The sequence below is a fragment of the Halomonas sp. SS10-MC5 genome, assembly GCF_015992245.1.
GTDB lineage: Bacteria > Pseudomonadota > Gammaproteobacteria > Pseudomonadales > Halomonadaceae > Halomonas > Halomonas sulfidoxydans.
The window spans coordinates 1,581,627-1,603,072 of record NZ_CP065435.1 but is presented as its reverse complement, the minus strand read 5'-3'; the positions used below and the strand labels follow the sequence as shown (position 1 = coordinate 1,603,072).

Sequence of the window (21,446 nt, the reverse complement as noted above, 5' to 3'; positions counted from 1 at the left end):
CAACACTCACGCCGAGGGCCAAGCGCCCCAAGCGACGAGGACTCCGCAATGGCTGAAAGAACATTTGTCGAGGAAACCAAGAAGCTGCGCCTCGGCGAAGGCGAAACCTTCCACGGCGAGGGCATTCTTGCCGTCACCAAGGCGCTGCTGCAGTCGGGAGTCGCTTATGTTGGCGGCTACCAAGGTGCACCGATCTCTCATCTGATGGATGTGCTTCATGACGCCCAGCCGATTCTCGAAGAGCTGGGGGTGCATTTCGAGAACAACGCCAGCGAGGCCGCCGCCGCCGCCATGCTGGCCGCCTCGGTCAACTATCCCCTGCGCGGTGCCGTGGCCTGGAAATCCACGGTGGGTACCAACGTCGCGTCAGATGCACTGGCCAACCTGGCCTCGGGAGGCGTGACCGGTGGCGCGTTGATCATTGTCGGGGAAGATTATGGCGACGGTTCGAGCATCATGCAGGAGCGTACCCATGCCTTCGCCATGAAGAGTCAGATCTGGCTGCTTGATCCGCGCCCCAACCTGCCCTCCATCGTCAAGGCGGTTGAGATGGGCTTCGAGCTATCGGAAGCCAGCAATACCCCGGTGATGCTGGAACTGCGTATCCGTGCCTGTCATGTGCACGGACGCTTCCAGACTCAGGACAACCGATCACCCGGCTTTACCATTGACGAGGCCCTGGCCAATCCGGTTCGCGACACCAGCCGCATCGTGCTGCCCCCGGCCAGCTTTCAACACGAGCACGAGAAGGTTAACGCACGCTGGCCGGCCGCCATCAAGTTCATACAGGAGCACGGCCTCAACGAGACCTTTCCCGGCGAGCATGCCGAGGTCGGGCTGATACTCCAGGGCGGGCTCTACAACAGCGTTATCCGCGGGCTCGAGCGCTTGGGCCTGGCCGACACCTTCGGCAATAGCCGCATTCCCCTGCATGTGCTCAACGTCACCTACCCGCTGGTGGACAGTGAACTAGCTGCCTTCTGCGCCGACAAGCGTGCCGTACTGATGATCGAGGAGGGGCAGCCCGACTACCTGGAGCAGGCACTGGCCAGTATCCTGCGTCGTGCCGATCTCGACACGCGGCTGCATGGCAAGGATGTCTTGCCCAAGGCCGGTGAATACACCGGCAAGGTCATGCTGGAGGGCCTGCGCGGCTTCCTCACCGCCGCCGCACCTGAGCTGCTGCCATACACCGAGGCGGCTCCCGCCCCAGACCAAGCGGCCCCCACCCTGCCGCCCCGTCCGCCCGGGTTCTGCACCGGCTGTCCCGAACGGCCCATCTTCACCGCCATGAAGCTCGTCGAACGCGAGCTGGGGCCGCGTCACGTCAGCTGCGATATCGGCTGTCACCTGTTCTCGATCCTGCCCCCCTTCAACATCGGCAATACCACCATGGGCTACGGCCTGGGCGCCTCCGCGGCGTCGGCCTTTCACGGTTCCAAGGGCGGGCGCGCCATCAGCGTGATGGGCGACGGCGGCTTCTGGCACAACGGCCTGACCAATGGTGTGGCCAATGCCGTCTACAACGGCGACGACGATGTGCTGCTGATCGTGGACAACTTCTACTCGGCGGCCACCGGCGGGCAGGACCTGCCCTCCTCACGCGCCGAAAACCCCATCCGCCATACCAATATCCCCATCGAGCAAGCGGTAAAGGGGGTGGGCGCCAAGTGGGTGCGGGTCATCGACCGCACCTACGACGTGCAGCGCATGAAGGAAACGCTCACGGAGGCGCTGACCACTCAGGCCAAGGGTCCCAAGGTGATCATCGCCCAGTCGGAGTGCATGCTGAACCTGCAGCGGCGCGAAAAGCCCAAGGTGCGCCAGGCCCTCAAGGAGGGCAAACGCACCGTTCGCCAGCGCTTTGGCGTCGACAGCGATACCTGCACCGGAGACCACGCCTGCATCCGCATATCCGGCTGCCCTTCCCTCTCGATACAGCCCAATCCCGATCCGTTGCGTGAGCATCCCATCGCCCAGGTCGACAATACCTGCGTGGGCTGTGGCCTGTGTGGCGAGGCGGCACATGCCGCCGTGCTCTGCCCCTCCTTTTATCGCGCCGATGTCATCAGCCACCCCAACCGCTGGGATCGCCTGAAGCATCGCTGGCGCCAGGGCATCATCCAACGCCTGCAGGCATGGCACGAGAAACGCCTATCTCCTCTGCCTCCAGCCGCTCAATCATTCGGAGAGACCCATGCCTGAAATGACCGCAGCCACACGACCGATCACATTGGCCATCATGGCCATGGGCGGCCAGGGCGGTGGTGTGCTCTCCGACTGGATCGTCCACCTGGCCGAGAGCAATGGCTATCTGGCCCAGGCTACCTCGGTGCCCGGCGTCGCCCAGCGCACGGGGGCCACTATCTACTACCTGGAACTCTTTCCCGAAGCCGAGGCCGAACGCGCCGGCCAGGCACCGGTACTGGCGCTGATGCCCTCGCCGGGCGATGTCGATATCGTCCTGGCCGCCGAGTTCATGGAGGCGGGCCGTGCCCTGGAGCGCGGGCTCGTGACACCGGACCGCAGCACGGTGATTGCCTCCAGCCACCGGGTCTATGGCATCACCGAGAAGAGCGCCATGGGCAACGGCATTCTCGACCCTGAGCCGATACGCGAGCAGCTTCGCCGGCATGCCCGGCGCTTCATCGAGTTCGACATGGAAGCCACGGCACGCCGCCAGGGCAGCGTGATCAGTGCCGTGTTGTTCGGTGCCCTGGCCGGCAGCCAGACGCTGCCCTTTCCTCGCGAAGCGTTCGAGCAGGCGATACGCGACGGCGGCATCGGGGTCGAGGCGAGCCTTCGCACCTTCGACGAAAGCTACCAGCAGGCACAGGGGGCAGAACCCCATGCCGCGCCGAGCGACACCACCCCCAGAGAAGCGAAAGCCTCATCCAATGCCGGCGACTCGGAACTCGACGCCATGCTGGCCGAGATCGGCAGTCGCTTTCCCGAATCGGTGCGTCAAGTGGTGCGCGAGGGCGCGCTGCGCCTGATCGACTATCAGGATCTCGAATACGCCAGAGAGTACCTGCGTCTGCTTCAGGAGCGCAGAAAGCACATGCCAGCAGCAGAAGAGCAGCGTGTACCCCTTCTACGCGAGCTGGCCCGCCACCTGGCGCTGTGGATGAGCTACGAGGACACCATTCGAGTCGCCGACCTGAAGATCCGCCGCAGCCGTCAAGACCGGGTGCGCAATGAGATCAAGGCCGAGCCGGAGCAGCTCGTCTACACCGCCGAATTCATGCATCCGCGTGTCGAAGAGATCTGTGACACCCTGCCGGCCGCCTTCGGGAGCTGGGTGATGCGTACCAACTGGGTGCGCCGGCCACTGGCCAAGGCGACCCAACACGGGCGGCGCATCAGCCCCCAGCGGCTGAGAGGATTTCTACTGCTGCTGAGCGTGGCGAGCCTGAGGCGCTGGCGCAGGCGTACCCTACGCTATCGTGATGAGTGGCAGCGCATCGCGGCCTGGCTGGCCGCGGTCGATCGCGCGCTCGCCATCTCCCCGGATGTGGCCTTGGAGGTCATCAAGGCACAGGGGTTGGTGAAAGGCTATGGCGACACCCATCAGCGCGGCCTGGCCAGCTTCAACACCGTAATGCTGGCCTTCGAACGCTTCGGCAGTGAACCGGATGCCGCCGCTCGCCTGCGCCAGCTTCGCGATGCGGCTCTGGCCGACGAGAAGGGAGAAACCCTGCAGCGCAGCGTGGGTGAATGGAAGCCGGAAATGCACCAGGAAGTCGACACTTCACGCATCGCCGTGAAACAGCTCTAGGAATTAAATGGTGACAACCGGGACGACATCTCGAGGGCTGAACATGAGCGAGAGTGAGAACAAGAACATGACCTACACCACCCAACGCAAGGTACGCTTCGAACACTGCGACCCGGCCGGCATCGTCTTTTACCCGCGCTACTTCGAGATGATCAATGCCACCGTCGAAGACTGGTTCGAAGAGGTGGTGCAAAGCGGATTCAACCAGCTTGTGGCGTCGGGAAGGAGCGTTCCTACGGTCGCTATCGAGACTCAGTTCCATGCACCGAGCCGGCTGGGTGAAAACCTGGCTTTCCACCTTGTCCCGTTACATGCGGGACGAACCAGCCTCAAGCTCGAGATCACCGCCACGAGCAAGGAACAGAACCGCCTGACATGCCAGGTAACCGTAGTGCTGATCGACCTGACGACCGGTCGGCCCCTGCCCTGGCCAGAGACCATGCGCCAGCACTTCTCGCGAAACGACACCTGAGAAGAGCGAACACGGCCACTGCACTTGGCATCAACCCCGCCCGCTCACTGGCAACCGGCCGTGGGCTATGCCAATAGCGTGATGGCCTCGGTTCGCACTCTTCATGTGTGAAAATCAGCGAAGCTACTATAGACCCTTGGTACCAGCCTACTCGGTTTTCAAGGGTGGCACCTCCCTCTCGAAAATCCCCGCGGATTCTTCTTCGAGTTTAACTAGCGAGTGATCGAGGAGCTCCAAGAAGGATCTTGTGAGACCGGACTGCCCCCTTTGCTTGGGAAAGATAATGCTGTACCGGAATGGTACTCTCGGTTCAAAGCGCTTCACAATGATGCCGAGTCGCCGATAGTGCCAAGCAGTAATGGGATCAACTAGGGAGACGCCGCTCCCGGCTAGTACGAAGGCGCAAGCGGCATAACCCAACTGGGTCTCGATCATCAATTGCCGACTGACGCCCTCGCGCTCGAAGACGCTGTCGATCTTGTGGCGAATACTCTGCTCCGAGCCCAGTGACACGAATATCTCCCCCTCCAGATCTCGCGGTCGTATGACCCTGCAGTCGGCCAGCCGATGTTCAGGCGGCAAGATACAGACCAGACGACTGTCGGCAAGAATCTCTGCCTCAATACCCGGATCGCTGAGTTCTATACCCGATATCACCCCAAGATCGAAGTGCTGGCTGGCCACTAGGTCGGCTACCTGCTGCGTGCTGCGAACCTGAAGGGTGACTGACACACCGGGATGCGCTTGACAGAACTGTTCGGTCAAAGCCGGGAGAAACTCTACCGACACGGCAGGCATGGACGCGATGCGCAACGATCCCAGGTGAAACTCTCTGAGTTCCTCCGCAGCACGAGAGAGCTTCTCTAGCGAAACGAAGGCCCGCTCTACCTCTTCATAGAAGAAACGAGCCTCCGGTGTGGGGACAAGTCGACGCCGACGGCGCTCAAACATCCTTACCCCGACCGTCTCCTCGAAGTCAGCTAGCAGGCGGCTGACAGCCGGCTGGGAGACATAGAGCATCTCAGCCGCTCCGCTGGTCGTACCACTGATCATGACGGCCCGAAAGGCTTCAATCTGCCGGTAAGTCAGCTTCGGCATGCGAACTCTCCAAAAACTTGAAAACACTATGTTATCAAAAGATGCGTACAAATGATTTGATGTTATACGTGGCGACCTCCAAGATGTCGTTGAAGCTACTTCACGGCCCTGGCAGACAAACACAACACGCGAGAAGGCCTTATGGAACGTTTCTTTCGTTATTCCCTGACTTTGCTGATCATTCTGGTGGCAGGCAGTCAGTTCATTCAGGTGGTCACGCGTTATCTCCTCGAAATACCTGTTATGGGGCTTGAGGAGGCCACGCTGATCCCCACCCTCTGGCTCTACATGTTAGGGAGTGTCAACGCCTCGCGTGAAGACACTCAAATCAGAGCCAATGTCCTTGACATCTTCCTGAAGAAAGATCGGGCAAAAGCCTTGCTTCAGGCATTCGCTGATACTATCAGCGTAGTGGTTTCGATCTGGCTAGCCACCTGGGCATGGGACTATTTCAGCTATGCCTCACGAGTCGGCAAGAGCACACCCACACTCTACATTCCGACCATCATCTACGAGTCTGCCCTGATGGTTGGTCTGTCTCTGATGATCATCTTTACCCTGTGGCACTTGCTTCGCAATATCGCCTACCTGTTCGGCATACGTCAGGCTCCAGATCACTCCGGCACCGATCCCGATTATCCCGAAACCACTGAGGTTCAGGAGTTCAAAGTGCTGACTGACAACAAGAAGGGTAGGAAAAATGATTGAGATAGCGCTGCTGGCGTTCGCCGTATTGATATTGATGCTGACTCTTGGCGTACCCCTTCCCTACTGTTTTGGTGCAGCCCTCATGGTGATGACTATGATTGGCGAATCTTCCATGCGGGGCATGATGATGTGGGGGTTCAGTCAGCTTACCAACCCGATCCTGTTGGCAATCCCTCTCTTCGTCTTTGCCGGCACACTGATGAGTGTCAGTGGCATCGCCTCGAGCCTCCTCAAGTTCGTCAATATCTTCGTGGGAAGGATTCGCGGCGGTCTCGGCGTGATGGCATCGATCAGCTGCGCCATCATCGGCGCCATTTCCGGTAGCGGCTTGACTGGTATTGCCGCCATCGGACCCATCCTCATTCCCGAGATGGAGCGCAAGGGGTACCCCCGTGCCTATGCCACGGCCTTGATAGCGAACTCCTCGATCCTCGGTCTCCTGATTCCTCCCAGCGTCACGATGATCGTCTATGGCTGGGTGACGGACACTTCTATCCTGGCGAGCTTTCTAGCCACCTTAGGCCCGGGTTTACTGATCATGCTCAATTTCTGCATCGTCAACCTGGTCATGTCACGCAATTTTGACCTGATACTCGACGAGCCGATGGCCTTCGATCAGCGAATCCGCGATGCCGGGCGTCGCACTGTCCAAGCGCTCCCAGCTCTGCTGATGCCTGTGATAATTCTCGGTGGCATTTATGGTGGCATCATGACGCCTACCGAAGCAGCAGCAGTGGCCGTCATCTATGCTCTCCCCGTTGGCTTCCTGATCTATCGTGGCCTGACCTGGAACACCCTTCTCGAATCTGGCAAGGAGTCCGCTACCTCCATCGGCGCGATTCTGATCATGATCCTGTTCAGCCTGATTTTGAGTCAGCTGTTCGTGCGTGAAGGCATTCCTCAGGCCCTGGTCGAGATGATCTTCCAGATTACCGACAACAAGTTTCTCCTGTTGCTGATGATCAACCTCATGCTGTTCGGTATCGGCATGGTGGTCAACGATATCACCGCCATCATTCTAACCGGCCCGCTGCTGCTTCCCTTGATGGAGGCTCTTGGAGTAAGTCCGGTGCAGTTCGCCGCCATCATGGGCGTCAATACCGCCATGGGCGGCGTGACGCCGCCCTATGCAAGCATCCTCTACCTCGGCGCCCGTATCGGCAAGGTCAAGTTTACCGAAGTGGTCAAGCCTGCCATGACTTTGATCCTGTTCGGCTACATACCGGTCGTGATTCTGGTTTCAGCCTGGCCCGATCTGTCCGAGTTCCTTCCCGGACTGTTCGGCTACTAAACGGTCGCATCATGCGATCGCAACACCCGCAACGCAAGAGTGGAGACAACAATGAAAATGCCTGCAATGAAGCTCCTGACGGCCGCTGTAGCCGTGTCAGCCTCCCTCGCCACCGTGGCAGAGGCAGCCACCCTTCAATTGTCGCATGTGCGTCCCGAGGGAACTGCAATCGACAAGGACGCCCGCGCGTTCGCCGATGAAGTAGCAAGTGCTACCGATGGCGAGGTAAACGTACGGCTCTACCCGGCCAGTTCTTTGGGGGACTACACCACGGTCCAGGAGGGGCTCAGCATCGGTTCGGTGGATATGGCGGTGCAACCCCCATCATCCGAAGTCGACCGTCGTTTTCAGCTGGCCTATCTCCCCTACCTCGTCCAGAGCTGGGAAGATGCTGAAAGCGCATTCTCGGACGGCGCCCCCATGCGCGAGACGGTCGAGGAGTTGTACGCCGAACAGGGCATACATGTTCTGGGGGCCTGGCCGGTTTATTTCGGCGGCGTGGCGCTGAATACCGAGGTGGAAAACGCCGCCGACCCGACTGCGGAAAAGGGCGCTCGACTGCGCGTTCCGCCGATGAAGTCATTCCAGCTTATGGCGGACAACATAGGATATATCGGCTCCCCACTGCCGTTTTCGGATGCCTTTACCGCCATCCAGACCGGCGTGGTCGATGGCATCATGGGGTCGGGTGCCGAAGGGTATTATGCCTCCTTCCGCGACGTGACGGAGTATTACCTTCCCCTCAATACCCACTTCGAAATGTGGTACCTGTTGATCAATCAACCCAGGTACGAGAGCTTGACTGACGCGCAGCAGGAGGCCTTGTCAGAGGCGGCCAAACGCTTCGAGAACGATCGCTGGGAGAGCGCCGAGGCCGATCAGGCACGCAACGAGAAGCTTCTCGAAGAGTCAGGGGCCGCCATCATTTCGGTTTCGGATGAACAGATTGCCGAACACGCAAAAATCGTCCGCGAGACAGTATGGCCCGTCATCCTCGACGATATTGGTGCCGACTGGGCCAATGATGTACTGGACCGAGCTCTTCGTTAATCCACTTCATGGCCCGGCCGCTCGGCCGGGCACAATGCTCCCAACGGAAAAATGCAGGGATTCACCATGACGCAACCCGCAACGCAAGGGACGCGTACCGCCGATGTCTGCCTGATAGGCGGCGGCCTGGTCGGACTGGCGGTCGCACTAGGGCTTCAACGGAACGGGCTTCGCGTCGCCGTGCTCGATGAAGGCGATGTGGCGCTGCGAGCCTCTAGGGGTAACTTCGGCCTGGTATGGGTACAGGGTAAAGGAGACACCCTGCCGAAATATGCTGAAATCACACGTCTGTCCGCACGGTTGTGGCCTAACTTCGCTGCCCAGCTTCAGGACGCCACAGGCATCGATGTGCAACTGCAACAACGTGGCGGCCTGTACCTCTGCCTGACAGAACAGGAGCTTGAGGCCCGCGACAGCATGCTGGCCAGGATACGCGAGGCAGCCAATGGGGACTATCCCTACGAGACGCTCGACCTGCAGCAAGTGAGAAAAAAAATCCCCGAGGTAGGAGACACCGTTGCCGGGGCCACCTGGGGCCCGGAAGACGGACACGTCAACCCGTTGTTATTGCTACGCGCCTTGACGGAACGCTTCAAGGCTCTGGGCGGCACGTTCGACAACGGCGGCAAGGTCGAGAAAATCGAGCCCCTGTCAAAAGGTTTTCGGCTGCACGCACCGAATGGCGACTGGACCTGCGCAAAGGTCGTGATTGCAGCCGGCCTCGGCAACCGTGAACTGGCCCCACAGGTTGGCCTGACGGCACCGTTGTCCCCTAACCGGGGGCAGGTGCTCGTAGGGGAAAGAGTTCGCCCCTTCCTGGAATATCCCACCGGGCATGTGCGTCAGACCGGCGAGGGCACCGTCCAAGTCGGCGACTCCAAGGAAGACGTAGGCTTCGACAGTGGGACTACCACCGAGGTCATGGCCAAGATCGCCCAACGCGCTGTCAGGCTTTTCCCCTTGCTGCGCGATGTGAAGCTGGTCCGCGCCTGGGGGGCCTTGCGTGTCATGACACCGGATGGCTACCCAATCTACCAAGCATCGACCAAGTGTCCTGGTGCATACCTGGTCACCTGCCATAGCGGGGTGACCCTGGCGGCCTTCCATGAAGGTCCGCTGGCCGACTGGATTGCCGGCGATCGACACGACCCTTCAATGGAGGTTTTTCATGCCGAACGCTTCACGCTTTGAACGCTTGCCCACCCGATCATTTGACCCAGTAACGGTTTTCGTGGAGGGGCATGCCATCGAGGTCGACAGCCACGATACTGCAGCCGCAGCCGTGCTGGCAGCCGGCCTGATGCCGTCCCGCACTACGCCAGCCAGCGGAAGCAAGCGTGCACCCTACTGCCTGATGGGCGCATGTTTCGAATGCCTCTTGGTGATCGACGGCGTAGCCAACCAGCAGGGTTGCCTGGTGAGGGTCCAGGACAGGATGCAGATTCACCGCCAGGTTGGTGCCCGCGATATCCATGAGCCTCCCCGGGAGGCAACGACATGAGCGACCACGACAAGACAAAGCACCTTTATGACCTCGCCATCATTGGTGCAGGTCCCGCCGGAATGGCCGCGGCCGCTGAGGCGGGAAGACTCGGGCTGAACACTGCGCTTATTGATGAACAGGAAGAGGCGGGTGGGCAGATCTATCGAGCCATCGGACGGTCACCACTGGCCGACAAGAGTATCCTGGGCGACGACTACTACCACGGTCGCATGCTCTTCGATGCCATGCAGGCAGCACGCATCGACTACCTGCCCGGCACCACTGTGTGGGGGGTCGATGAAGATCTGACGCTTAACGTTTCCCGTCATGGTCGCAGCCGGCAGGTCCATGCCCGGAAACTGCTGGTGGCGACCGGCGCACAGGAAAGGCCCGTGCCCTTTCCGGGCTGGACACTGCCCGGCGTCATGACCTGCGGCGCCGCTCAGGTGCTGCTCAAGACGAGCGCCCTCGTCCCGCCGGCACCGCTGGTGCTGGCCGGTAGCGGCCCGCTTCTGTTGCTGGTCGCCAGCCAGCTGACTCATGCTGGTGTGCCCATCGAAGCCGTGCTGGATACCACCCCTCGGGACAACTATCGGCGTGCGGTACGCCACAGCCTAGCTGCTCTGCGCAATTTCAAGCTTCTATCCAAGGGGGTCGGCCTGCTATGGGCCCTCAAGCGGTCGGGAGTTCCGCACATCACTGGTGTGGAGGAACTGCGTGCCGAGCCGGATTCCGATGGCCAACTCGGCAAGGTGCGTTATCGCCGGATAGGAATAGACCACGCGTTCGATTGTAACACCCTTCTGGTCCACCAGGGGGTCGTACCCAATGTGCAGCTCACCCGAGCGCTGGATATCGAACATTGCTGGCATGAGCACCAGCAGTGTTGGGCACCCCGTGTCGATGCCTGGGGTGAAACTTCGAAAGCAGGCATCTTCGTTGCAGGAGACTCGAGCGGCATTGTCGGCGCCCGGGCAGCGGAGGAAGCCGGGCGACTGTCAGTTTTGCAGATCGCCATGCAGCTCAATCGGTTCGAAGATGCGGAACGCGATACGAGATCCGCTCCGATTCGCCGACGTCTGGGGCCGCAACAAGCCATCCGGTCCTTCCTGGATGTGCTGTACCAGCCTGCCAAGCCCTTCCTGGTCCCCAATGACGACACCATCGTGTGCCGATGCGAGGAGGTCACGGCGGGGGAGCTTCGCCACATCGCCGATGCTGGCTGCCAGGGACCCAACCAGGCGAAGGCCTTCTGCAGGGCCGGCATGGGCCCATGTCAGGGGCGCCTTTGCGGTCTGACTGTATCTCAAGTGCTGGCCGACCATAACAACCAGCCCGTCACTGCTGTCGGCTACTACCACATCCGCCCACCGATCAAACCGCTCACCCTGGGCGAGCTCGCGGATATTGCTACTGATCAACAACCATCACGGAGATTACCAAATGCGTATTGAACGCCATGGTATCGGCTCTCGCATGAGTCGAGCCGTCATACACAACGACACCATTTACCTATGCGGGCAAGTCGCAGAAGACAGGAAAGCCGACATCACAGGCCAAACCGAAACCATGCTGGCCAAGGTAGATGCACTGCTTGAATCCGTGGGAAGCAGTCGCCAACATCTACTCTCAGCCACCGTCTACCTGAAGGACATGTCGCTGTTCGAGGAGATGAACCATGTATGGGATGCCTGGGTGCCCGAAGGATGTGCGCCTGCGCGTGCTTGTGTAGAGGCCAAGATGGCCAGCCCAGAATTAATGGTCGAAATATCGGCCATTGCTGCCGTAAAAAAGTGAATCACCTGCCAAATAATAACTGATTCTTACGCCGTTTTGTCAACATTTGGGTTAGGGGAGTAAGCAACTGTTTGAACAAGGCAGCTACCCGAAACACGTCCCACAGAGAATTCCTCTGAGGGATGTGTTTTTCCAGTATCGACCTCGCTTCATCAAGCATGCTCATCGCGTCCTTTGACGATTTGGCCGGAGCTGGACCACCAGCGATGCAGCAACAGGCCCACCAGCACGCCCACCATGCCTACCATGTCAAACCACAGGCCGGGGGTGACCATGACAATGGCCCCCGCGCCTACCATGAGGCGGGGTAGCAGTCTCATGCTCTCCCCCAGTTGACCGATGGCGGCCACCGACAGGAATCCAATTCCCAGCATCGCACTGAGCACGGCAAGCACAATGGTCAAAGGATCACCGGCCAGGGTCAGTTCAGGGTTGAGAATGAACAGGAATGGCAGCAGGAAGAGACTGCAGGCCAGGGTCAGCGCATAGCGGGCGGTGCCGAGGAAGCTTCCACCACTGATTGCGATAGCGGCGAATATCCCTGCCGCTACTGGCGGAGTGATTGCCGAAACACTGGCGAAGAAGTACAGGAAAAGGTGAGACGGCAGGCGGTCGAAACCAAGATTCAACAGGGGCGGAGCCAGAACCGCGGCTCCTACGGCATAAGCCGCTGGGGTCGGCATTCCCATACCGAGTACGATGGCCAACGCCATGGTCAGCAACAGCGAGACGATCAGGTAGTCGCCACCGATGGAGAGGATCACCTGCGACAGCGTGACCCCGAGCCCCGTCAGGTTGATCACCGAGACCATCACCTGGGCGGCAGCGATGATCATTGCGATGTACACCACGCTGAGCGAGGCGCTGTAGAGCCCATCATAGGTGGCACGTAGTAACTCGGCCATGCGTCCTCGTATCGATGCTTTCTTTGGCCGTGGTGTTGGCGCCTCGAGCCCCACCAGATCACTCGAGCGATCGCTGGCTTCGGTAACACTCTTACGTTGCGGCAGCAGCGAGCTGACGGCCATCAACAAGAGAATCGACATCAGCGACCAGAACACCGCCGTCTGGATGGTGTAATGTTGCAGAATGAAAAACAGCAATATCCCGATCGGTATTACCAGGTTGGCCATGGCCCATGGCTCGAAGGCCTCCCTGCGGGATGGGATCAATTGCGGCGGCAACGCCTCCAGCCCATAACGACGGGCCATCAGATAGACCCCCAATAGCAATGCAATAAAGAACAGCACCGAGGGTACCAGGGCGGCCTTCACCACCTCCAGATAGGGGATTCCCAGCAACTCCGCCATCAAGAAGGCGCCGGGGCCCATGATGGGTGGCATGATCTGTCCGCCAGTGGAAGCGACAGCCTCGATGGAGCCAGCCAGGTTGCGATTGAAACCCAGCCGTTGCATCAGGGGGATGGTCAGTACGCCGGTACTGGTCACGTTCGCCACCGTACTGCCGTTGATCATGCCCATGAAGGCACTACCGATAACCGCCACCATGCCCGCCCCGCCACGTAAACGCCCGCCCAGGCGCATGGCAATGCGAATGAAGGTGTCGCCTGCCCCGCTGACGTTGAGCAGCGCCCCCAGAATCAGGAACAGTGCCACCACCGTGGCAGAAATTCCCATGAGCGTGCCCAGCACCCCGTTGTTGCCCAGGTAGAAGACGTAAATCATCCGCTCGAGCGAGAGACCTCTGTGCCCGAACGGGTCCGGAAGATAGGGCCCAAAGTAGGCATAACAGCAAAACACCGCGATCAGCCCGACAAACATCCAACCCAGGGTACGCCGCACCGCCTCGAGCAGCAGCAGGAACAGCGAAACACCAAAGACCTTTTCTATCGCCTCGTTCACGTACCAGTTGCTCATGACGATAGCGTCATAATTGACGAACACGTAACCCAACAACACCACACAGGCACAGGCACAAGGCAGGTCGATGAGGAACAGCTGCAGGCGCGGGAAACGGGGGCGCCCCTGGTAGAGCAGAAATACAAAGAACAGTGCCCCGCCGAGATGGACAGCACGCTGTTGATAATTGGGAAGCGTGCCCACACCGGCCGTCACGACGTGAAACAGAATCCAGGCCAATGCCAGGCTTCCAACCAGCCAGCCTGCGACACCGCCGAAGCGGCGTAAATGCGTGACGCGTTCATCTGAACTCATAGAGGAAGCCCCGACGTCTTGAACTCACATTAGGCAGGCGGAGCAGAGCCGTAGCTCCTTCTCCGCCTTATACGCGTTGTTGAGGTTCCGCCAAGCACCACTTACTCGGTATATTCAGGCGGAAGCAGACGGTCAGGAACGTCGTGGCCCTGTTCCTTCAAGTAGCGCACCACGCCTGCATGCAACGGTGCCACGCTGGCATTGAGCGTGAGTTGTAGCGGATCGATATCAGCCGCAGGGGCATAACCATCGGCCGCTGCCTTGATGCCAGCTTCGGAGAAGGCACGCGCCACGATTTCGTAGGCGATCTCCTCATCCAACTCGCTGGTCGTGTTGATGCCGATGCCGGTCTGTATGGTCACTAGAGGGCTTTGCTGTTCTCCGTAATGGTCCTGGGAATCGATCTCGCCGACACTGAAGTAGGCGCGTTCGCCAGCGACTTGCTCTGCCTGTTCCCGTGTCATGGAAAGCAACCGAACTGGACGTGATGAATGCGCCTGCTGAATATAGCCATCGGGATGCAAGCCGGCCTTGACAAAAGCATCCAGGCGTCGGTTCTGGTAGGCGTCAAGCGCATCGCTAGCCCCGGCACGATAGTAATTGGGTTCTATACCCAGAATCTCGAGAACCGTCTCGGTCTGTCCTTCAGTAGCGGTTCCTCGGCCTCCGGAGTTGAAATCCTGCCCGGCGAGGTCTTCCAGCGAATGAATATCAGAATCAGCCGAAACAACCCAGTTCAGTGGTAGAGGCGCGAAAAAATAAAGGGTGCGCAGGTTCTCAGCCGGCGAGCCATACTCGCCATCACCCTGCATGGCCTGATGATCGGAAGAGGTCACTGCGATGCCCATATCGACTTCGCCTCTCAGCAGTCCTTGGGTCGAGGCAGAGGCTCCCCCCAATTCCTGGATACTCATATTGACGCCGTCGAGGTTATCGTTCCAATCGGATACGACAGCGACTTGGTAGGAATAGAACGCCGAACCGCTGTGGGTGCCCCCCATGGCCAGACGAGCCTGGGCTTCCGTGTCCAGCGGCACTAGGCCGAGCGCAAGAATGCCTGCTGCGCTGAGAGTCAAGGCGTTCAGTCGAAAGGAGGTGCCATGCTTGTTGGTGTGCATTGTTGTTGTCCTCTTTGGCGTTTCCATGGTGCGTTGGCTTTCGCTCGGAGATGTCGTCCTTCTCGTGATGTCATCGTGTGCCGGTGTGCAAGACCGCGGAGTGAATGTCCTCTAGGCCATGCCGGCTGGCTGTCATGCTCAGTACAAACCTAGCAGATTTTCACGCATGTGTAATACTATTCAGCAAACAGAATAAAATGAAAGCCCCACCTGACCGAATTTCGTAAACGCTCGCGCATCAAGTACCCTGGCGAGATTGCGAGGAAGCGGTCAGTCGCCAGGCATCGTTCGGCGGTACCTCAAGAGCAATGGACGAATCACTATGAAGCAATCCTCTAGCGTCAGCACCGGCGTTGGCCAGAAAGCCCCTTCCCGGCCCGAAAGTGTCAAGACGGCGGCACGCACCCTGAGCCTCTTCGAAGCCTTTGCCGAAGCCCAGACCCCCCTCGCGCTGACGGATCTTGCCAAGCGCATCGATGCCCCGGTCAGCAGTTGCCACGCCTTGGTCAAGACGCTGCAAACCCTGGGTTACGTCTATGTATTGGAGCAAAAGAAGCGCGTCTACCCGACCAAGCGGCTGCTGCAGATCGCCCAGTCGATCGCCTCGCATGATCCGCTGCTCGAGAGTGTCTCGCCCCTGCTGCAGGACCTTCGGGATGAACTCGGTGAAACCGTGATTCTCGGGAAGCGCCAGGACTCCAGCGTGGTGTATCTCGATATCATCGAAGGCACCCATACCGTGCGCTACGCGGCGAGCCCGGGGGACGCTAAACCGCTACACTCCAGCGCCATCGGCAAGGCCATGCTCGGCGAGGAAAGCGGCATGCGGTTGCAGAGTCTGCTGGAGTGTCTTCCCTTGCCCAGCGTGACAGCGAGCACCATTACCGACCGCGACCAGCTTCTGGATGACATCCTCAATGGCCAGCGTCGCGGCTACTTCGTCACTCGCGGAGAGAATGTCGATGACGTGATGGCGCTCGCTATCGCCCGCCCGGTGTTCGGTGAAACATTGGGGCTGGCCATTGCCGGGCCGATGGAACGCATGTCCCGTCACTACGAGCGGTACCGCGAGGCCCTGATCCGTCATGGTGACCGGCTTGCCTCGCTTTGAGACGACGTCCCATACACTCGTACTGCGCGCCGCAGACAGAACAGCGCCATCAGCGATACCAACACCGGAAGCAGGAAGCCGACGGAGTAGCTGCCTCCGAGCGAGACGATGACACTGAACAACGCGGGGCCGGTCAGCACTCCCATGTAGGTCAGTACCAGAACCGCGGCGGTGGCCTCACTTACCTCGGCCTGTGGGCTGCGCCGCGCCACCTCTGACAGGTAAACGCCGTTCCAGCCTATCGCGGTGCCCCCGGCTGCACTCAGTAGCCCTATTACCAGCCAGACCGGGGTGTCGGGTCCTAGCAGTGAGACCGCGACGAACAACACCAACATGGCAATGGCCAGGCCGCACAACACGGGCACGCTCTTCCCCAAGCGATCGGCCAGCATCCCCCAGCCAACCCGGCCAAAGACCCCAGAAGCGTGCACGACCGACATGATGACCCCGGCCGTAACCAGGGTAATCAGCAGCTCCTCCACCATGAACGCCACGGTGAAGCTCAGCAGCGACAACTGCGCCGCAGCCAGACAGAACCCAGCCATCCCCAGCCACAGAATCGGCGGACGCCGATAGAGTACGGCAAGGCTGCCGGAGCCCCGCAGCAGCGTGGTGGGCGCGCGGTCACTGTCCCACTCGCGGCGCCGCAGCTGCAAAGCCAGGGCGGTGAGCAGCGCGGCCAGGCTCAAGACGAGAAACGCGGCATGCCAGCTCCAGGCCTGGGAAAGTGACGGCGCCAGGGAACCCGACAGCACACCACCCAGCGGCACACCGGACTGCTTGATCGAATAGAGCAGGTTGCGATGGCGCAGCGGCGTATAACGCGCCAGAAGCTGTGCCGCCGCGGGGTTGGTCAAGCCGTAGGCAACGCCGAGAAGCAGCGTGGTAAGCAGCAGTGCGGCCGGCGTACCGCCCCCTGCCACCGCGCAGCCCAGCATGACCAACGCCATGGCCACTTGGCTGGAGCGACAGGCACCGAGGCGCCGCGCCAACGACCCCGCCTGCCACGACACCAGCATGGCAATGCCATACAGCAGGCTCACTTGCATTCCCACCAGACTAGTGGGGATGCCGAAATCGGCCGCGATCTGCGGTGCCAACACAGGTATCAGCAGCATGGCGGCACTGGTCAATGCCTGAACCCAAGTGGTTGACGCCACCACGATCCACGCCTCCCACCTAGAGGCCAAAGGTGGAGCAAGCGGCGCGGTGGGTGGTGGGGACTTCGGCATGTCATGCCTCCTTTCACCTCGGTGCCCAGCCCGGGGAGCGGATTGCAGAGGGGCACCTCAACTTGACAGATAAATTCACATATAAGTATGTTTATTCATTATGCGGAAATAAACAACGTCAACATCTTCCGTCGGAGTGCCTCCATGGCCGAACACCTCCTTGTCGACGCGCAAGGCCCTCTGCTGAGGGTGACCATCCATCGTCCCGAGAAGCGGAACGCCTTGTCCCGGGCGGTGCTCAACGAACTCGCCGATGTCTTCACTGAGCACGCCGCCGAACCCAAGTGGAAAGTGGTCGTGCTGACCGGTGCCGGTGACAAGAGCTTCGCCGCCGGTGGCGATCTGCGGGATCTCGCTCAGGTACGCAGCGAAGAACAAGCCACCACCATGAGCCACGAGGCAAGGCGCGCGCTCGATGCGGTGAGCCAGTTTCCGGTTCCCGTCATCGCAGCCCTCAATGGCGATGCCATTGGCGGTGGCGCAGAACTCGCCGTAGCTTGCGATTTCATCATCGCCCCGCCCACCAGCCGCATTGGCTTCATTCAGGGCAAGCTCAACATCACGACCGCCTGGGGCGGGGGCGCTCGCCTGTTGAGCCGTCTCCCGGCACCGCTGGCATTGCGCCTACTGACCCGATCCGAACTACTCGACGCCCATGCCGCACAGCGCATCGGCTTGATCGACCAAGTGGCCGAAGAGGGTCAGACGCTCGAGCAGTGTGTCGAGCAGTTCACCAAGCCCATGCTCGCCCAGGCACCTCAGGTCCTGCGGGGCTTCAAGGCCCTTGCGCTGAGCCATGCCGACGGTCTGTCGAAAGCAGAACTGGCCGAAATCGAGACCCGCCATCTCGTCGCCACCTGGACACATGACGATCACTGGGAAGCCGCCGACAAGATTCTGAATACGAGGAAATCTCCATGAGCGATTCCGGAAACCGCACACCCCCCATTCCTGCGCCGCATACCGCCTCCGGTATCGAGATTCCCGAGCGAATCACCGCCGACATGCTTCGCCACCCCGACCCGGGCAACCCCGGCGAGCCACCCTATACACGCGGCATCTTTCCCAACGGCTACCGCGGGCGACTATGGACGTTCCGCCAGTACTCCGGCTTCGGCACCGCAGAGGACACCAACGAGCGCTATCGCTTCCTGCTGGAAAGCGGCCAGACGGGTCTTTCGGTGGCCCTTGATCTCCCCACCCAGTGCGGCTTTGATCCCAACGATCCCATGGCGCGCTCTGAAGTCGGCAAGGTAGGCGTCTCGTTATCCAACCTCGCCGAAGCCGAAATTCTCTTCGATGGCATCGACCTGGGCGGTATCTCCACCTCCTTCACCATCAACGGTACCGCGGCCATCGTCTATGCCATGTACTGTGCGGTGGCTGACAAGCAGGGCGTGCCACGCGAAAAGCTCACCGGCACCATCCAGAACGACATTCTCAAGGAGTACGTGGCCCGCGGCACCTGGATCTTCCCGGTGCGCCCCTCCATGCGCCTGATCTCGGATACGATCCTGTTCTCCAACCGCGAGACCCCGCGTTTCAACCCGATCAGCATCGCCGGCGCCCACGTGCGCGACGCGGGCGCCACCGCGGTAGAGGAGCTGGGCTATACCCTGGCCAATGGCCTGGCCTACGTGGAAGAGCTGATTCGCCGTGGTGGCGATGCCGCCAAGTTCGCCAACCGACTGAGCTTCTTCTTCTACGTCCACATGGATTTCTTCGAGGAAGTCTGCAAGTTCCGCGCGGCACGGCGCCTTTGGGCAGCCCTGCTGGAGGAGCGCTTCGGCATCACCGACCCCAAGGCGCAACGCTTCCGCTTCGGGGTGGTCTGCGGTGGCTCCTCGCTGACCGCCGCCCAGCCTTACAACAACATCGTGCGCGTGGGCATCGAGACGCTGGCAGCCACCCTGGGCGGCGCACAGTCGGTCTTCACCTGCGCTTACGACGAGGCCTTCCAGATCCCTACCGAATTCAGCGCCGAGATTGCCCTACGCACCCAGCAGATCATTGCCTACGAGAGCGGCATCTCGAAGATCGTGGACCCCTTGGGCGGCAGCCACTATGTGGAATGGCTGACCGACAAGATGGAAGAGGAGACGCGCCGGGTCATCGAAGAAATCGACGAATACGGCGGCGTGGAGAAGGCAATCGAGGATGGCTACCTGCAGGCGCGCATCGCCGAGCGTGCCCATGAGCGCAAGCAGAAGGTTGACAAGGGAGAGACCGTCATCGTCGGACAAAACTACTTCCGCCGTGACGATCAGAGCGACGACTTCGGGGAGGTGTTCAAGGTCGACCCGCAGGCCGCGCAGCGAGTGCAGGAGAAGTATCGGCGCGTCCTGGACGAGCGCGACTCGGCCAAGGTGGAGCAGACGCTGAAGGCACTGGAGCGGGCCGCAGCAAAGGATGACGAAAATCTCATGCCCTACCTGATCGATTGCTGCCACGCCTATGCCACGGTGGGCGAGATGGTCGCCACGCTCAAATCGCAGTGGGGCGAGTTTCAGGAACCCATTCGACTGTGAGCCGGCCCTCACCCATCCCCAGTGGAGACACCCCATGAGCTTGAAAGGAAAGAGAATCCTGATCGCCAAACCCGGCCTGGACGGCCATGACGTGGGCGCCAAGGTGATCGCCCTGGCGCTTCGCGACGCCGGTGCCGACGTCATCTACACCGGGCTGCGTAAGAGCTCGGAATATATCGCCAAGGTGGCGGTGGATGAGGATGTCGACGTGGTGGGGCTCAGCATGCTGTCCGGCAGCCACATGGCGCTGGTCAGCGACACCATGCGCTGCCTCGAAGAGTACGACGCCAGCGATATCAAGATCTTCGTGGGCGGCACCATCCCCGAGAAGGACCGTGAAGCGCTGCTTGAAGCCGGAGTCTGCGGCGTGTTCACCGCCGACATGCCATTGGAAGAGGTCATCCGAGCCATCGAGAGGGAGCTATCATGAGCCATACCGCCACCCCCCCAGGCCCGCTCAGCGGTATCCGCATCCTCGAGGTGAGCCATATGCTGGCGGGCCCCTACTGCGGCATGTTGCTTGCCGACCTGGGCGCCGAGGTGATCAAGATCGAGGCCCCCGGCAAGGGCGACATCGGCCGCCAGATCGGCCCTCACTTCATCGGACCCCACAATGCCTACTTCGCCAGCCTCAACCGCAACAAGCGCAGCATCAGCCTGGATCTGACCAGCGAGGCGGGACAGCAGCGCCTGGGCGAGCTGGCAGCAAATTCACACGCCCTGCTCACCAATGTGCGGCCCGCGGCCGTCCGCAAGCTGGGACTGACCTATGAGGCCCTGCGCAAGCACAACGACAAGATCGTCTGCTTGGCACTGACAGGCTTCGGCCTCGAGGGCCCTTTCGCCGAGAAGCCCGCCTATGACTACGTCATTCAGGCTCTGGCCGGCGTCATGGCCATGACCGGTGACCCGAATGGCCCGCCAGTGAAGACCGGCTACTCCGTGGTCGACAACTCCGCCGGGATCATGGGCGCATTGGGGCTCACCGCTAAGCTGGTCGAGGGCAAGGGCGGCCAGGTGGACGTTTCCCTCTACGACACCATGCTATCGCAGCTCAATTACCTGGCAGGGGGCTACCTCAACGCCGGGCAAAAGGCACAGCGCTACCCCGGCGGCGGCCACCCCTACATCGTCCCGGCACAGATCTTTCCTACCCAGGACGGCCACTTGGCACTGTTCATCACCCATGACGGTTTCTGGGCCGACTTCTGCCGTGAGATCGGTTGCGAAGCCTGGATCACCGATACACGCTACGCCACGATGGCCGCTCGCACCGCGAATCGCGAGGCGGTGATCGCCGAGGTCCAGGCGGTGCTGGCCACGGGCTCCACCGACAGCTGGGTCGAACGACTCGCCCCTCTCGGCGTGGTCGTGGCCGGGGTCCAGAGCCTGGAGGATGCCCTGGAATCTGAGTTGACGCACTCACGGCAGATGGTCGTCTCGGTGCCCACGCCACATGGCGAGATCCGTATGGTGGGAAACCCCATCAAGCTCCAGGGCCAGCCGACTCACTACGGCCCCCCGCCGCTACTCGACGAAGATGCCGGGGAGTTCGAAGAACTGGATGGGCAGAGTCACGTTTCGCACAACGCTAGCGGAGGCTGAC

General features: G+C 60.7%; 19 protein-coding genes. 15 read left to right on the top strand and 4 right to left on the bottom strand.

The window, feature by feature from the left end; translation table 11 throughout:
* Positions 1-48 precede the first annotated feature (48 nt).
* From I4484_RS07610 to I4484_RS07600, 3 genes are read left to right on the top strand one after another with little or no spacing between them, the layout of a single operon-like run.
* Entirely contained in the window at positions 49-2,205 is a 2,157-nt protein-coding gene (locus I4484_RS07610; RefSeq protein WP_197450358.1) for an indolepyruvate ferredoxin oxidoreductase subunit alpha, read from the top strand.
* Entirely contained in the window at positions 2,198-3,778 is a 1,581-nt protein-coding gene (locus tag I4484_RS07605) for an indolepyruvate oxidoreductase subunit beta family protein (RefSeq protein WP_197450357.1), read from the top strand. The genes I4484_RS07610 and I4484_RS07605 overlap by 8 nt, the downstream gene beginning before the upstream one ends.
* A gap of 43 nt (positions 3,779-3,821) precedes the next feature.
* Complete coding sequence (locus tag I4484_RS07600) at positions 3,822-4,250, top strand: thioesterase family protein (RefSeq protein ID WP_234283520.1); 429 nt, start codon at positions 3,822-3,824, stop codon at positions 4,248-4,250.
* 147 nt (positions 4,251-4,397) lie between these two features.
* Here the strand turns inward: I4484_RS07600 and I4484_RS07595 are convergent, their stop codons facing one another.
* On the bottom strand, positions 4,398-5,348 hold the full coding sequence (locus I4484_RS07595; protein WP_197450356.1) for a LysR substrate-binding domain-containing protein: 951 nt from the start codon (positions 5,346-5,348) through the stop codon (positions 4,398-4,400).
* 141 nt (positions 5,349-5,489) lie between these two features.
* On the opposite strand from I4484_RS07595, the gene I4484_RS07590 reads away from it, so the two are divergent.
* The 7 genes from I4484_RS07590 to I4484_RS07560 all read left to right on the top strand — a co-directional run bounded on the left by I4484_RS07590 (position 5,490) and on the right by I4484_RS07560 (position 11,677).
* The gene (locus I4484_RS07590; protein WP_197450355.1) at positions 5,490-6,056 is read left to right on the top strand and encodes a TRAP transporter small permease; all 567 of its coding nucleotides are present in this window, start codon (positions 5,490-5,492) and stop codon (positions 6,054-6,056) included.
* The gene (locus I4484_RS07585; protein ID WP_197450354.1) at positions 6,049-7,347 is read left to right on the top strand and encodes a TRAP transporter large permease; all 1,299 of its coding nucleotides are present in this window, start codon (positions 6,049-6,051) and stop codon (positions 7,345-7,347) included. Before I4484_RS07590 ends, I4484_RS07585 begins: the two co-directional genes overlap by 8 nt.
* Before the next feature lie 51 nt (positions 7,348-7,398).
* Positions 7,399-8,397 carry a TRAP transporter substrate-binding protein DctP gene (gene dctP / locus I4484_RS07580; protein ID WP_197450353.1) on the top strand — a complete coding sequence of 333 codons (999 nt, stop codon included), beginning with the start codon at positions 7,399-7,401 and terminating at the stop codon, positions 8,395-8,397.
* 66 nt (positions 8,398-8,463) lie between these two features.
* Positions 8,464-9,588: an FAD-binding oxidoreductase gene (locus I4484_RS07575; RefSeq protein WP_197450352.1), complete on the top strand. Its 1,125-nt coding sequence runs from the start codon at positions 8,464-8,466 to the stop codon at positions 9,586-9,588.
* Positions 9,566-9,898, top strand: a complete 333-nt coding sequence (locus tag I4484_RS07570; protein WP_197450351.1) for a (2Fe-2S)-binding protein — start codon at positions 9,566-9,568, stop codon at positions 9,896-9,898. The genes I4484_RS07575 and I4484_RS07570 overlap by 23 nt, the downstream gene beginning before the upstream one ends.
* On the top strand, positions 9,895-11,334 hold the full coding sequence (locus I4484_RS07565; RefSeq protein ID WP_197450350.1) for an NAD(P)/FAD-dependent oxidoreductase: 1,440 nt from the start codon (positions 9,895-9,897) through the stop codon (positions 11,332-11,334). The genes I4484_RS07570 and I4484_RS07565 overlap by 4 nt, the downstream gene beginning before the upstream one ends.
* Entirely contained in the window at positions 11,324-11,677 is a 354-nt protein-coding gene (locus I4484_RS07560; protein WP_197450349.1) for a RidA family protein, read from the top strand. The genes I4484_RS07565 and I4484_RS07560 overlap by 11 nt, the downstream gene beginning before the upstream one ends.
* A 152-nt stretch (positions 11,678-11,829) precedes the next feature.
* Here the strand turns inward: I4484_RS07560 and I4484_RS07555 are convergent, their stop codons facing one another.
* Positions 11,830-13,851, bottom strand: coding sequence for a TRAP transporter fused permease subunit (locus tag I4484_RS07555; RefSeq protein ID WP_197450348.1), 2,022 nt, complete (start codon positions 13,849-13,851; stop codon positions 11,830-11,832).
* Between the two features lie 101 nt (positions 13,852-13,952).
* Positions 13,953-14,969 carry a TAXI family TRAP transporter solute-binding subunit gene (locus tag I4484_RS07550; protein WP_197450347.1) on the bottom strand — a complete coding sequence of 339 codons (1,017 nt, stop codon included), beginning with the start codon at positions 14,967-14,969 and terminating at the stop codon, positions 13,953-13,955.
* A 322-nt stretch (positions 14,970-15,291) separates the two neighbouring features.
* Here I4484_RS07550 and I4484_RS07545 point away from each other — a divergent pair, with 322 nt between their 5' ends.
* Positions 15,292-16,080 carry an IclR family transcriptional regulator gene (locus I4484_RS07545; protein WP_197450346.1) on the top strand — a complete coding sequence of 263 codons (789 nt, stop codon included), beginning with the start codon at positions 15,292-15,294 and terminating at the stop codon, positions 16,078-16,080.
* Here I4484_RS07545 and I4484_RS07540 read toward each other — a convergent pair.
* Positions 16,053-17,312: an MFS transporter gene (locus tag I4484_RS07540; RefSeq protein ID WP_197450345.1), complete on the bottom strand. Its 1,260-nt coding sequence runs from the start codon at positions 17,310-17,312 to the stop codon at positions 16,053-16,055. The two genes, I4484_RS07545 and I4484_RS07540, sit on opposite strands and share 28 nt — an antisense overlap.
* Before the next feature lie 144 nt (positions 17,313-17,456).
* Here I4484_RS07540 and I4484_RS07535 point away from each other — a divergent pair, with 144 nt between their 5' ends.
* From I4484_RS07535 to I4484_RS07520, 4 genes are read left to right on the top strand one after another with little or no spacing between them, the layout of a single operon-like run.
* Complete coding sequence (locus I4484_RS07535; RefSeq protein ID WP_197450344.1) at positions 17,457-18,233, top strand: enoyl-CoA hydratase/isomerase family protein; 777 nt, start codon at positions 17,457-17,459, stop codon at positions 18,231-18,233.
* Positions 18,230-19,840 carry a methylmalonyl-CoA mutase gene (locus tag I4484_RS07530; protein WP_197450343.1) on the top strand — a complete coding sequence of 537 codons (1,611 nt, stop codon included), beginning with the start codon at positions 18,230-18,232 and terminating at the stop codon, positions 19,838-19,840. Before I4484_RS07535 ends, I4484_RS07530 begins: the two co-directional genes overlap by 4 nt.
* A 34-nt stretch (positions 19,841-19,874) precedes the next feature.
* On the top strand, positions 19,875-20,270 hold the full coding sequence (locus tag I4484_RS07525; RefSeq protein WP_197450342.1) for a cobalamin-dependent protein: 396 nt from the start codon (positions 19,875-19,877) through the stop codon (positions 20,268-20,270).
* Positions 20,267-21,445: a CaiB/BaiF CoA-transferase family protein gene (locus tag I4484_RS07520; RefSeq protein WP_197450341.1), complete on the top strand. Its 1,179-nt coding sequence runs from the start codon at positions 20,267-20,269 to the stop codon at positions 21,443-21,445. The genes I4484_RS07525 and I4484_RS07520 overlap by 4 nt, the downstream gene beginning before the upstream one ends.
* Position 21,446 lies beyond the last annotated feature (1 nt).

Excerpts from the sequence above, each read along its gene's own strand:
- I4484_RS07610 (WP_197450358.1), top strand. The coding sequence starts at position 49 with ATGGCTGAAAGAACATTTGTCGAGGAAACCAAGAAGCTGCGCCTCGGC.
- I4484_RS07605 (WP_197450357.1), top strand. The coding sequence starts at position 2,198 with ATGCCTGAAATGACCGCAGCCACACGACCGATCACATTGGCCATCATG.
- I4484_RS07600 (WP_234283520.1), top strand. The coding sequence starts at position 3,822 with ATGAGCGAGAGTGAGAACAAGAACATGACCTACACCACCCAACGCAAG.
- I4484_RS07595 (WP_197450356.1), bottom strand. The coding sequence starts at position 5,348 with ATGCCGAAGCTGACTTACCGGCAGATTGAAGCCTTTCGGGCCGTCATG.
- I4484_RS07590 (WP_197450355.1), top strand. The coding sequence starts at position 5,490 with ATGGAACGTTTCTTTCGTTATTCCCTGACTTTGCTGATCATTCTGGTG.
- I4484_RS07585 (WP_197450354.1), top strand. The coding sequence starts at position 6,049 with ATGATTGAGATAGCGCTGCTGGCGTTCGCCGTATTGATATTGATGCTG.
- dctP (WP_197450353.1), top strand. The coding sequence starts at position 7,399 with ATGAAAATGCCTGCAATGAAGCTCCTGACGGCCGCTGTAGCCGTGTCA.
- I4484_RS07575 (WP_197450352.1), top strand. The coding sequence starts at position 8,464 with ATGACGCAACCCGCAACGCAAGGGACGCGTACCGCCGATGTCTGCCTG.
- I4484_RS07570 (WP_197450351.1), top strand. The coding sequence starts at position 9,566 with ATGCCGAACGCTTCACGCTTTGAACGCTTGCCCACCCGATCATTTGAC.
- I4484_RS07565 (WP_197450350.1), top strand. The coding sequence starts at position 9,895 with ATGAGCGACCACGACAAGACAAAGCACCTTTATGACCTCGCCATCATT.
- I4484_RS07560 (WP_197450349.1), top strand. The coding sequence starts at position 11,324 with ATGCGTATTGAACGCCATGGTATCGGCTCTCGCATGAGTCGAGCCGTC.
- I4484_RS07555 (WP_197450348.1), bottom strand. The coding sequence starts at position 13,851 with ATGAGTTCAGATGAACGCGTCACGCATTTACGCCGCTTCGGCGGTGTC.
- I4484_RS07550 (WP_197450347.1), bottom strand. The coding sequence starts at position 14,969 with ATGCACACCAACAAGCATGGCACCTCCTTTCGACTGAACGCCTTGACT.
- I4484_RS07545 (WP_197450346.1), top strand. The coding sequence starts at position 15,292 with ATGAAGCAATCCTCTAGCGTCAGCACCGGCGTTGGCCAGAAAGCCCCT.
- I4484_RS07540 (WP_197450345.1), bottom strand. The coding sequence starts at position 17,312 with ATGCCGAAGTCCCCACCACCCACCGCGCCGCTTGCTCCACCTTTGGCC.
- I4484_RS07535 (WP_197450344.1), top strand. The coding sequence starts at position 17,457 with ATGGCCGAACACCTCCTTGTCGACGCGCAAGGCCCTCTGCTGAGGGTG.
- I4484_RS07530 (WP_197450343.1), top strand. The coding sequence starts at position 18,230 with ATGAGCGATTCCGGAAACCGCACACCCCCCATTCCTGCGCCGCATACC.
- I4484_RS07525 (WP_197450342.1), top strand. The coding sequence starts at position 19,875 with ATGAGCTTGAAAGGAAAGAGAATCCTGATCGCCAAACCCGGCCTGGAC.
- I4484_RS07520 (WP_197450341.1), top strand. The coding sequence starts at position 20,267 with ATGAGCCATACCGCCACCCCCCCAGGCCCGCTCAGCGGTATCCGCATC.